The sequence below is a fragment of the Nocardia thailandica NBRC 100428 genome, from assembly GCF_000308795.1.
GTDB lineage: Bacteria > Actinomycetota > Actinomycetes > Mycobacteriales > Mycobacteriaceae > Nocardia > Nocardia thailandica.
In genome coordinates, this window is sequence record NZ_BAGK01000030.1 from 1 (window position 1) to 11,818 (window position 11,818).

The 11,818-nt window shown below is 72.1% G+C and carries 10 protein-coding genes; 7 read left to right on the plus strand and 3 right to left on the minus strand.

Annotated elements, in window-relative coordinates; genetic code table 11:
* Both ON36_RS03155 and ON36_RS03160 read right to left on the minus strand, forming a co-directional pair.
* Positions 1 to 605: HAD family hydrolase (locus ON36_RS03155; protein WP_157224749.1), on the minus strand; the 605-nt coding region annotated here is incomplete at its 3' end.
* Positions 602 to 3,022, minus strand: a complete 2,421-nt coding sequence (locus ON36_RS03160; protein WP_052313599.1) for a glycerol-3-phosphate 1-O-acyltransferase — start codon at positions 3,020 to 3,022, stop codon at positions 602 to 604. The genes ON36_RS03160 and ON36_RS03155, both read right to left, overlap by 4 nt.
* Positions 3,023 to 3,218: 196 nt before the next feature.
* Here ON36_RS03160 and ON36_RS03165 point away from each other — a divergent pair, with 196 nt between their 5' ends.
* Positions 3,219 to 4,475 (plus strand): salicylate synthase, encoded by a 1,257-nt coding sequence (locus ON36_RS03165; protein ID WP_373281762.1) that lies wholly within the window; start codon positions 3,219 to 3,221, stop codon positions 4,473 to 4,475.
* A gap of 187 nt (positions 4,476 to 4,662) precedes the next feature.
* On the opposite strand, the gene ON36_RS03170 is transcribed toward ON36_RS03165, so the two are convergent.
* Complete coding sequence (locus ON36_RS03170) at positions 4,663 to 6,279, minus strand: (2,3-dihydroxybenzoyl)adenylate synthase (RefSeq protein WP_043647468.1); 1,617 nt, start codon at positions 6,277 to 6,279, stop codon at positions 4,663 to 4,665.
* Positions 6,280 to 6,446: 167 nt separating this feature from the next.
* On the opposite strand from ON36_RS03170, the gene ON36_RS03175 reads away from it, so the two are divergent.
* The 6 genes from ON36_RS03175 (at position 6,447) to ON36_RS03200 (ending at position 11,675) form a co-directional block, all read left to right on the plus strand.
* Entirely contained in the window at positions 6,447 to 7,292 is an 846-nt protein-coding gene (locus tag ON36_RS03175; protein WP_043647463.1) for an oxidoreductase, read from the plus strand.
* Positions 7,293 to 7,382: 90 nt separating this feature from the next.
* Complete coding sequence (locus tag ON36_RS03180; RefSeq protein ID WP_043647464.1) at positions 7,383 to 7,853, plus strand: carboxymuconolactone decarboxylase family protein; 471 nt, start codon at positions 7,383 to 7,385, stop codon at positions 7,851 to 7,853.
* Between the two features lie 249 nt (positions 7,854 to 8,102).
* Entirely contained in the window at positions 8,103 to 9,194 is a 1,092-nt protein-coding gene (locus ON36_RS03185; RefSeq protein ID WP_043647465.1) for a 3-deoxy-7-phosphoheptulonate synthase, read from the plus strand.
* Positions 9,195 to 9,280: 86 nt separating this feature from the next.
* Complete coding sequence (locus tag ON36_RS03190; protein WP_043647466.1) at positions 9,281 to 9,505, plus strand: ribbon-helix-helix domain-containing protein; 225 nt, start codon at positions 9,281 to 9,283, stop codon at positions 9,503 to 9,505.
* Positions 9,493 to 9,918, plus strand: a complete 426-nt coding sequence (locus tag ON36_RS03195; RefSeq protein ID WP_245557857.1) for a type II toxin-antitoxin system VapC family toxin — start codon at positions 9,493 to 9,495, stop codon at positions 9,916 to 9,918. The genes ON36_RS03190 and ON36_RS03195 overlap by 13 nt, the downstream gene beginning before the upstream one ends.
* A gap of 80 nt (positions 9,919 to 9,998) precedes the next feature.
* Positions 9,999 to 11,675, plus strand: a complete 1,677-nt coding sequence (locus tag ON36_RS03200; RefSeq protein ID WP_083884876.1) for an alkaline phosphatase D family protein — start codon at positions 9,999 to 10,001, stop codon at positions 11,673 to 11,675.
* Positions 11,676 to 11,818 lie beyond the last annotated feature (143 nt).

Genomic DNA, 11,818 nt, shown 5'->3' on the forward strand with positions numbered 1-11,818 from the left:
GTCAGGACGGGGTCGTCGCCGATCACGGTCGCCCGGTCGGCCAGCTCCAGGAGGGGAAGGTCGGCGGGGGAGGCGCTGTAGGCGAAGCCGATGTCGAGTCCCTCGGCCCGCGCGTAGGCCCGCACGGCGTCGGCCTTCGCCTGCCCCCACAGCGGCGGCCCGAGCGGGTCGCCGGTGAGCGCGTCGTCGGCCTCGGCCAGCGCGGTGCACACCACCCGGTCGACGCCGAGCCGCTCGGCGATCGGCCGCACCTGTGCCTCGGTCAGCTCGGAGACCAGCACGACGGCGTGCCCGGCGCGCTGGTGGGTGCGGACGAGTTCCCACGCCTCGGGGAACAGCCGCCCGTAGACCCCGCCCGCGAACACCCCGCGCCCCAGGGTGTCCAGTTCCTCGGGGCTGGTCCCGGCCACGGCCGCGCGGGTCGCCTGCAGGAAGCGGGCATAGTCGGCGGCGGATCGCGCGCGGTGGAAGCCGCCGAGCAGGATCGCCGCGCGGGGGTCGCCGCGGCGGAGCAGCCTGCGCAGCGGGCCCCGCCGCGGGATGTCGTCGACGACGGTGCCGACCACGTCGAACACGGCGGCCACCGGCGCCGCGCCGGCACTCATCGCAGGCCCGGCGCGTTGGACGGGTCGAGGCGGGCGGCCCGGGCGATCCGCTCGCCGATGTCGCGCAGCTTCCTCGCGAATTCCAGCCTGCGCAGCGTCAATTCGTCCTCCCTGCCGGGCTCGGCCGGATCGATCAGCTTGTGATTGGCGGCGAGTTTCCAGGCGCTGGTGAACAATTCCGAGGACACCGACTCCGGGCTGTGCAGCCGCTGCTGGAGCAGCATCTGCCTGCCGACGGCCACGCACTCGTCGATGAACTGCTTGCGGTCGATGACCTGGTCGGCGGGCCGGGCGGCCAGCCGCTCGGCCACGACCAGCTGGGCGTCGAAGAACGAGCGGAGCACGCGGTGGGCCATCACGAATCCGGAGGCCGTCAGCGCGGTGAGGAACTGCCGGTCGAGCCGGTCGTCGGGGGTGTCGGAGTCCCATTCGGGCACGATCAGCCGCACCTCCTCGATGATCTGGTCGGCGAATTCCTGCCGTTCGGGGAAGAAGAACTCGAACTTGAGCATGTCGCGCAGGTCGAAGGCGGCCTTCCACGCCGACCGCAGCGGGTCCTCGCCGGGATCCTCCACGGCGGCCAGCGCGGCCAGCTCGAGGATGGCCCGGTTGACGAACCAGTGCACGGCGCTGTTGCGGTAGAACGCGGCCTCCAGATGGGCGCCGGTCTCGATGGCGTACACCGGTTCGAGGCCGCCCCGGTAGACGGTGACGACCCCGGCGGTCTCCAGCTGCTCGAGCACCACCCGCAGGCCCGGTTCGTCGCGCAGCGCGCCGAGTTCGCCCGCGGGCAGGTGCCGGGCGTCGATGTAGCCGATGACCGGGTCGAGGACGATGCGTACCTCGTCGATGGTGAGCGCGCGCTCGTGCACGCCGAGCAGGGCGAGGGTGACCAGGGCGTTGACGGTGATCGGGGTGACCTGGTTGATGCCGACCGCCACGTCGAAGGCCAAGCGCTGCACGGCCTTCCGTTCCAGCTCCTCGACCGCCGTGTCGTCGGGGGTGGCCGGGGCGCCCGCGCCGCCGTGCAGCGGGATGGTGACGGGGCGGGCGTCGAGGGGGTCGCCGTGCGCGGCCAGGTGCTCGCGCGCCGAGAGCGGTTCGCCGAAGCGCACGTACACCCGCCCGGCCGAGAGCTGCTGGTTGCGGACGTAGCGGGCGAGCCAGCCGATGCCCTCGGGCTTCTTGGTGCCGCCGGACTGTTCGCTGGCGATGGCGCCGAGTTCGTTGAGCCGCTCGTAGGTGATCGACACCGGCACCAGCATCACGTCCTCGATGCGGCGGGTGCGCACGGCGGCGGCGAGGTAGTTGAGCAGGCCGTAGCGGGGCGGGCGGAGCTTGCCGGTGCGGGTGCGGCCGCCCTCGAAGTACCACTCCATGTTGAAGCGCTTGGCCAGCAGGTAGGCGAAGTACTCCTCGACCACGGCCTTGTAGACCTCGTCGTCGCCGAAGCTGCGGCGGATGAACACCGTGCCGGTGCGCCGGGCGATCGGGCCCATCGGCCAGAAGCTCAGGTTCGCCCCGCCGATGACGTGGTTGGGCGGGAAGTCGTTGCGCGCCAGCACGTCACCGAGCACGAAGGCGTCGACGTAGGAGCGGTGCGAGGGCAGGAAGACCAGCGGGTACTTGCGGTTGAGCGCGCGCAGGTCGTCGAGGCCGCCGAGATCGGCCTCGACCTTCCACGTCGAGGCGTGCACGGGGCGCATGGCCTGGGTGAACAGGTCCGACACCAGGCGGCTCTGCGCGGCGACGAGTTCGCCGAGCGCCTTCTCCGCGCGCCGGTAGACCTCGTCGGGGCGGGTGCCGGTCTCGTCGGCGATGTAGTCGAGTTTGCGCTGGAACTCGGGCGAGTCGAGGATCTCCTCGGTGACGAGCTGGGGCACCTTGTAGCGGTCGCCGATGACGGTGCGTTCGGCGCGTTCGAGGGCGACGACGGCGGCGCGCACGATCGCGCGGGCGAAGGGCTCGGTGCTGCCCTTGTGCAGCAGGCCGGCGGCCTCGGGGTTGTTGCGGCGCAGTTCGCTGAGCCGTGCGGGCGCGCCGACCAGCACGCGGTGCCGGTCCGGCGCGGTGCGCAGCAGCCTGCGCTGGACGAGCCGGTTGGGCTTGCGCGGGTTGGTGAGCAGGGCGAGGTCGGCGAAGGTCACCCGGCGCACGCCGTCGCGTTCGGGCGGCAGCCAGAGCACCCGGACCGGCACGACGAGCGGGTCGTCCTGCCGGCCGACGAGACGATCGGTGATGGCCTTGGCGTCCATGTCCAGCTGGGTGACGGGCGCGGCCGCACCGAGTTCGCCGGCGAGGCCGCCCTCGGCGATCCAGCGGCCGATCACCTCCCGCTCGACACCGGATGCCGCGTCCACCAACGCGACCACCGAATCCCGCGGTCGTGCCTCGAGATGCCCACCGTCATCGATCATGTGTCCATTCAAGCTGCCGCACGGCGTGCGCGCACTCAACTCCGCTCGTACGGTTATGAGGAATGTGGGGGTCTGGCGCAGGACCGAGGTAATGCTAACCTTACCTCCGAGTTAGGTCAGCATAACCTTGGAGGACCGGTTGTCGAGCACGGAGCAGCATCTACACGTCGAGTACGTGACCGATCCCGCGGCGGCGATGTCCAGTCTGGCGGGCACGGATCGTTTCGGCGAGTACGTGATGTACGAACAGCCTGGTGAATGGGTATTCGCGGCGGATCCGCTCGGCAGCGTCGAACTCGACGCCGGTGAGCTGCGCACGGTGTGGGCGGGCGAGACCATCGCCCGCGCCTGGACCGGGAGCCCCGCCGACGCGATCGACACGGCCCTGGCCGAGCTGCCGCTCGACGGCCGCAACGCCTTCGGCTGGATCGGATTCGAATTCTGCGCCTACTCCCTCGAGGCGACCGCGCACCTGAACCAGCGCACCCCGCTCGCGCACCTGATGATCCCCCGGATCGAGGTCCGCATCAGCGCGGGCAGCGTCCGGATCAGCGGCGCCACCCCGGCCGAGGCCCGCGAGATCGACGACCTCATCGCCGCCTCCCAGGACACCTCGCTGCCCGTCGCGCACCCGGTCGACATCCAGGTCGACCCCACCGGGTACCAGGACCGCGTCGCCACCGCCGTGGCCGAGATCAACTCCGGCGCCTACCAGAAGGTCATCCTGTCGCGAAAGGTGGAGCTGCCCTTCGCCGTCGACGTGCCCGCCACCTACCGGCTCGGCCGGGCCAACAACACCCCCGCCCGCTCGTTCCTGCTGCGCCTCGGCGGACTCGAGGCCGCGGGCTTCAGCCCGGAACTGGTCGCCTCCGTCGACGACGAACGCATCGTCACCACCGAACCGCTCGCGGGCACCCGCGCCTTCGGCCGCGGCGACGCCGCCGACACCGCCGCCCGCGCCGACCTGCTCGCCGACCCGAAGGAGATCGTCGAGCACGCGATCTCGGTACAGACCTCCTTCGCCGAGATCAGCCAGGTCGCCGAGCCCGGCACCCCGGTGGTCTCGGACTTCATGGCCGTGCGCGAGCGCGGCAGCGTCCAGCACCTCGCCTCCACCGTGCGCGGCATCCTCGCGCCCGGCCGCTCCAGCTGGGACGCCCTCGAGGTGCTCTTCCCCTCGGTGACCGCCTCCGGCATCCCCAAGCGGGCAGGCGTCGACTCCGTCTTCCGCAACGACCACGACTCGCGCGGCCTGTACTCCGGTGCGGTGGTGCGCGTCTCGGCCACCGGCGCCCTGGAGGCCACGCTGGTCCTCCGCGCGGTCTACCAGAACGGCACCGGCGCCTGGCTGCGCGCGGGCGCGGGCATCGTCGGCCAGTCGCGCCCCGAACGCGAATTCGAGGAGACCTGCGAAAAGCTGGGCAGCGTGGCGCCGTACGTCGTCAAGGCTTGAGTCTTCGGCGGCTGGCGCCGCGGGTCTTCGGCCTCGTGACCTCGGCGCCGAGGGGTGATACCGCGCCTTCGGCGTTACGTCTCACCCCTCGGCGCCGAGGCGGCCGAAAACGTTGTGGTCGCGTGAGAGACCGCGCGTCGTGTGCCGATCTGGCTGCGGGCGCGCGGTTCTCGTGGCCGGTCGCGGGTCAGCCCAGTTCCGCCTTCAGGGCCTTCTTGTCGATCTTGCCCACCGCGGTCAGGGGGAGCGCTTCCGTGCGGCGGACCACGTCGGGGAGCTTGTAGGTGGCCAGGCCGCGGGCGGTCAGGAAGGTCTTCAGCTCGCCCAGCGCGGGCAGCTCTCCGGTGACGACCAGGACGACGCAGACCTTCTCGCCGAGGGTGGGGTCGGGGAGGCCGACGGCGGCGGCGTGCCGGACGGCGGGGTGGGCGAGGAGGTGCTCCTCCAGCTCGTCGCAGGAGATGTTCTCCCCGCCGCGGTTGATCACGTCCTTGATCCGGCCGCTGACGATCAGGTGCCCGCTCGGCAACTGGCGCACCAGGTCTCCGCTGCGGTAGAAGCCGTCGGGGGTGAAGGCGCGGGCGTTGTGCTCGGGGGCGCGGTAGTAGCCGCGCAGGGTGTAGGGGCCGCGGGTGAGGAGTTCGCCCTCCTCGCCGGGCGGCACCGGTTCGCCGTCGCCGTCCACGACGCGCAGCTCGTCGGCGGGGGACAGCGGCCTGCCCTGGGTGGTGTAGACGAGCTCGTCGTCATCGTCGAGGCGGGTGTAGTTCAGCAGGCCCTCGGCCATGCCGAACACCTGCTGCAAACGGCAGCCCAGCGCGGGTTCGACCTCGCGGGCGTTCACCTCGGCCAGCTTCGCGCCGCCGACCTGCAGCAGGCGCAGCGAGCTCAGATCGGCGTCCTCCCAGTCCACCGCCGCGCTCCACAGCTGGGCGAGCGGGGGGACGACGGCGGTGACGCTGACCCCGTGCCGCTCGATGACGGCGAAGGCGGCCTCCGGGCTCGGATCGAGGGTGAAGACGAGCGAACCGCCGGTGGCCACCGTGCCGAGGATGCCGGGGCAGGCCAGCGGGAAGTTGTGCGCGGCGGGCAGGGTGACCAGGTACACGTCGTCGGCGGTGAGCGCGCAGACCTCGGCGCTGGCGGTGGCGTTGTAGACGTAGTCGTCGTGGGTGCGGGCGATGAGCTTGGGCAGGCCGGTGGTGCCGCCGGAGACCAGCATCAGCGCGATGTCGGCCGGGTCGACGGCGGGCAGCGCGTCCCCGTCGCGCGGCACCGCGCTCAGGGCGGTGTGCGCGCCCGGGTCGCCGAGCACCAGCACGTGGCGCAGGCTCGGCACGGCCGCGGCGACCTCGGTGGCCAGCTCGCGGTAGTCGAAATCGCCCGCCTTGTCGGCGATCAGGTACGCGACCGACTCCGAGAGCGCGGCCAGGTGCTCGATCTCCGCCCTGCGGTGCGCAGGCAGGGTCAGCACGGGGATGATGCCCGCGCGCAGCAGGCCGAACAGGACGGTGGCGAACTCGGGCACGTTGGGCAGCTGGACCACGACCCGGTCGCCGGGCGCGATGCCGAGGGCGAGCAGGCCGTGCGCCATCCGGTCGGCGGCGGCGTCGAGCTCGGCGTAGGTCACGGTGGCCTCGCCGGTGTGCACGGCGGTGGTGTCGGGGCGCGCGGCGGCGGTGGCGCGCAGCAGGTCGCCCAGGGTGCGGCCGCTCCAGTACCCGGCCTCGCGGTAGGCGCGCGCGGCGTCGTCGGGGAAGGGGACGTATCCCTCACGGTGGCTGCCTGCCGGAATGGTCGTCACGATCTGCCTCACTCGGGTCGTACCTGCTCATACCTGCGCCTAGGTTAGGCAACCCTATCCCACGAAGCCTCGGGGTGCGGGCGCCGGTTCCGATCCTGCCCGGAATGGGCACGGCGGCAACTCGATTCGGTTCGACGTCGCGAACCGGCGGCCCTAGACTGCGCCGGGTGACCACTTGGACCGCTGCGGACATCCCGGATCAGACCGGCCGGACCTTCGTCGTCACGGGGGCGAACAGCGGCCTCGGCGCCGCCACCGCGCAGGCGCTGGCCCGCGCGGGCGCCAGGGTGATCCTGGCCTGTCGCGACACCGCCAAGGGGGATCGGGTCGCCGACGCGATCGGCGGGCGCGCCCACGTCCACGCGCTCGACCTGGCCGACCTCCAGTCGGTCCGCGACTTCGCCGACACCGCGCCGCGCTTCGACGTGCTGATCAACAACGCCGGGGTGATGAACCCGCCGCTGACCCGCACCGCCGACGGCTTCGAGCTGCAGTTCGGCACCAACCATCTCGGGCACTTCGCCCTGACCAAGCTGCTGCTCGACAAGATCGCCGACCGGGTCGTCACCGTCGCCAGCTTCGCCCACACCTGGGGCCGCATCGACCTCGACGACCCCAACTACGAGCGCCGCCGCTACATCCCGCCGCTCGCCTACGGTCAGTCCAAGCTGGCCAACCTGCTCATGGCCTTCGAGTTGCAGCGCAGGCTGACCGCCGTGGGCTCGCCGGTCCGCTCCGTCGCCGCGCACCCCGGCTACGCCGACACCCCGCTCGTCGACTCGCCCGTGGCCTGGCTCGGCAACAAGCTCTTCGCCCAGCGCCCCGCCCAGGGCGCCCTGCCCACCCTCTACGCCGCCACCGCCGACATCGAGCCCGGCGGCTACTACGGCCCCGACGGCTGGTTCGGGATGCGCGGCCACCCCGCGCCCGCCAAGTCCTCCGATCGCGCCCGCGACCCCATGCTCGCGCGGGCCCTGTGGGAACTGTCGGAGAAGCTCACCGGCACCGTGTGACCGAGGCCACCCCGGCGGGTGTCACAGCCGCCGGGGCCGCGTCGTCCTCTTCGTGAACCCCCCGGGGAACACACGACGAAGGAGCACACGATGGAACCCCGCTACGACCTCTTCCAGAACAAGACCACGGCCGGCTTCGTGAAGCGACTGGTCATGGCGGGCAAGGTGATCGACGACTCCACCCTGCCCAAGGCGGTCTACGAGCTGGTCAAGATCCGGGCCTCCCAGATCAACGGCTGCGCCTACTGCACCGACATGCACACCAAGGACGCTGCGCACGCAGGCGAATCCGCCGTGCGCATCAACCTCGTCGCCGCCTGGCACGAGGCCACCGTGTTCACCGAGGCCGAGCGGGCCGCGCTCGCCCTGACCGAGGAGGCGACCCGCGCGGCCGACGGCGGCCGGATCTCCGACAACACCTGGGCGAAGGTCCGCGAGCACTACGACGACGACCAGATCGGCGGCCTCATCGCCGCCATCGCCACCATCAACGCCTGGAACCGCCTCAACGCCATCGCGCGCACCCCCGCCGGGGACTACGTGCCCGGTCAGTGGGGGTGAGCCACCGGGGGCTCTCCCTGTGAGAGCCCTCACCTTTACCGGGGTGGCCCGTCGCCCGCGGCGGCGGGCCCGGCATCATCTGATACTGTCGGACCCGTGCAGCGCGCGTATTTCTGGTTTAGCAAGCCGGCCCTGGGTGGGTCGGTCTGCGACGCCGTGCGCTGACTTCCTCCACCCCGAGCCGGATCTGACCGGCTCGCACGCGGAATTCGTGGGTCGGCCTCATCACCGAAAAGGAACCCACATCTCATGACCACCGCAGCCGATGTCGACGCGCGGCATTCCGATCTCGACGACCAGCGCACCCTGTCCGTGAGCCCCCTGCGCTCGCCGGCCGAGGTCCGCACCGTGCACCCCATCACCGACGACCTCGCCGACACCGTGCGCGCGGGCCGCAAGGCCACCGTCGACGTGCTCAACGGCGACGACGACCGCCTCATGGTCATCGTCGGACCGTGTTCGGTGCACGACCCCGTCGCGGCGCTCGACTACGCCCGCCGTCTCGCCGCCAAGGCCGAGGAGGTCTCCGACCGGCTGCACGTGGTCATGCGCGTCTACTTCGAGAAGCCGCGCACCACGCTGGGCTGGAAGGGCCTGATCAACGACCCGCACCTGGACGGCTCGTTCGACGTCAACACCGGCCTCGGCATCGGCCGCAAGGTCCTGGTCGACATCACCGCGCTCGGCCTCCCGGTCGCGTGCGAGTTCCTCGACCCGATCACCCCGCAGTACATCGCCGACCTGGTCTCCTACGGCGCCATCGGTGCCCGCACCGCCGCCAGCCAGGTGCACCGGCAGCTGTCCTCGGCGCTGTCGATGCCGGTCGGCATCAAGAACGGCACCGACGGTGACGTGCAGGTGGCCGTGGACGGCGTGCGCGCCGCCGCCGCCAGCCACGTCTTCCCCGGCACCGACCTCGACGGCCGCTCCGCGCTGATCCGCACCACCGGCAACCCGGACTGCCACGTCATCCTGCGCGGCGGCTCCAACGGCACCAACTACGACGCCGCCTCCGTCGCGGAAGCCAAGCTGCGCCTGGAGAAGTCGAGCCTGCCGCAGCGCGTGGTCGTCGACGCCAGCCACGGCAACAGCAACAAGGACCACAACCGCCAGGTCGACGTGGTCACCGACATCGCCGACCGGATCGCCGTGGGCGAGCAGGGCGTCGTCGGGGTGATGCTGGAGTCCTTCCTCGTCGCGGGCCGCCAGGACCTGACGTTGGGCAAGGCCGACGACCTGACCTACGGGCAGTCGATCACCGACGCCTGCATCGACTGGGCCACCACCGCGGCCCAGCTCGACCGCCTGGCCGCCGCCGTCGCCACCCGCCGCGGCGCCTGACCCGCGAGCCGATCGGGGACGTCCGCGCCCGCCGCGGACACTCCCCCTCGGGCGATCGGTCCCCGTTTCGGGTATGCTGGCATACCATGAAGCGCACCACAATCAAGTTGCCCGACGACCTCGACAGCCGTGTCCGGCACGAGGCCGCCCGGCGTGACATGACGGTGTCGGAGTGGACCCGCGAAGCGGTAGCGGCTCATCTGCCCGGACAGGGTGTCAGGAAGTTCGGCGCGGCGGGTGTCGGCCGAAGCGGCCGCTCGGACATCTCCGAGCGGATCGAGGAGATCCTGCGCGGGGAGTGGGACCGATAACCCGGCTGCTCGTCGACGCGGGGCCGCTCTACGCCTACGTCGATGCGGACGATGCACACCACCGCGCCTGTCTCGACCTGCTGCAGAACCATCGCGGCCCCCTGGTCGTGCCGACTCTCGTCATCACCGAGGCGGCGTATCTCATCTCGACGCGACTGGGCGCGGAGGCCGAGGTCCGCTTTCTCGGCGACTTCGCCGAAGGGCTGTTCGAGGTGGAATCCGTGCATCCCTCCGATTGGTTGCGGATCGCGGAACTGGTTGCCCGGTACCGTGACTGGCCGCTGGGGACGGCGGACGCCTCGGTGGTTGCGGCAGCGGAACGGCTGAATGTCACCGACGTGGCGACGGTCGACCGTCGGCACTTCGGTGCTGTGCGGCCGCGGCACGTCGAGGCCTTCCGGCTGCTGCCCTGACCGACGACTCACCCGTGGCGGCGGGTCGGGCCGAGCGGCGGCCGGGGACGTCACGTCGGTGCGTACCGTGGCAGGGAGGAATGTCCGGTTCGTGGGAGGTCTGCCGGGTGGCGTTGACTCGTCGGGAACTGCTGAACGCGGGCGGGCTGGCGTTGCTGGCCGGGGCCGCGGCGGTGAGCAGCGCGCGATATCCGGCGCCGCGGCGGCTCGGTGAGCCGTTCTCGCTCGGCGTCGCCTCGGGCGAGCCGACCGCCGACGGGGTGGTGCTGTGGACGCGGCTCGCCCCCGATCCCCTCGCGCCCGACGGCTACGGCGGCATGACGATGGCGCCGGTGACCGTGGACTACGAGGTCGCCGAGGACGAACGGTTCGCCAGGGTGGTCGCGCGCGGTTCGGCCCTGGCCACCCGCGAGTACGGGCACAGCGTGCACCCGGAGGTCGCCGGGCTGGCGCCGGACCGGTGGTACTTCTACCGCTTCCGCGCGGGGTCGGCCGTCTCGCCGACGGGCCGCACCCGCACGGCGCCCGCGCCCGGAGCCGCCACCCCCCGGATGCGTTTCGCCTTCGCCTCCTGCCAGTCCTGGAGTTCGGGCTACTTCACCGCCTACACCCACATGGCCGCCGAGGACCTCGACCTGGTCGTCCATCTCGGTGACTACATCTACGAATCGTCCTGGGTGCTCGGCCGCGTCGGTGCCGAGGACGTGCCGCCGCAGCTGGTCGACGAGGCGGTCGACCTGGCGGGGTACCGGCTGCGCTACGCCCTCGCCAAGGGCGAGGCGCCGCTGCGGGCCGCGCACGCCGCGTTCCCCTGGCTGGTCACCTTCGACGATCACGAGGTCGACAACAACTGGGCCGGAACGTATCCCGGCCTCGGGACCGACATCTACCGGCTGCGCCCCTTCTTCCGGCGCCGCCGCGCGGCCGCGATGCGGGCCATGTACGAACACCAGCCGCTGCGGCTGGCCCAGCTGCCGTCGGGCGCCTCGCTGCGCATGCACCGCCGCTACCGGTTCGGCGACCTGGCCGAGTTCACCATGCTCGACACCCGTCAGCACCGCGACCGCCAGGCGTGCGGCGACGGCAGCGCCGTCGTCGGCTGCGCCGAACGTGGCTCGCCCGATCGCACGATTCTCGGTGCGCCGCAACGGGAGTGGCTCATCGACGGCCTCGCCCGATCGACCGCGCGCTGGCAGATCCTCGGCAACCAGGTCGCCATGGCCCGCTCCGACTACGACCCCGGCCCCGACCTGCTGCTCGGCACCGACGCGTGGGACGGCTACCTGGCCGACCGCGACGCCGTACTCGGCGCGGCCGCCGCCCGCGGCGGCACCGACCTGGTGGTCATCACCGGCGACCGCCACGAGAACTACGTCGCCGCGCTGCGCCCGGACTACGACCGCCCCGACTCCCCGGTCGTGGGCACCGAGTTCACCGGCACCTCCATCAGCACCGGCGGCGACGGCGCCGACATGACCCCGACCGGCCGCACCCTGCTGGCCGCCAACCCGGACATGAGCTTCTACAACAAGCAGCGCGGCTACGCCCGCGTCGAGCTCGATCACACGCGGTGGCGCAACGACTTCCGCGTCGTGCCCTACGTCAGCTGCCCGGACGCCCCCATCTCGACCCGCGCGACCTTCGTCGTCGAGTCGGGGGTCCCCGGCGCCGTCCCGGCGACCACCGCCGACGGCACGCTGCCCGCCACGGACGACCTCGCGTCGCCCGGCGGCCCGCCGGGCTGCGCGCCCGCCTGATCCGCCGCGCGGGCGGAGGACATCCGGACCGGCCGGGACCGGCAGACTGGAGGGTGATGAAGCTTCCCGAACTGCCCGAGCTGCCCGTGCGGCCGATGCTCGGCACGATCACCGCGACGCTGGCCGAGCACGGGGGTCGAGGT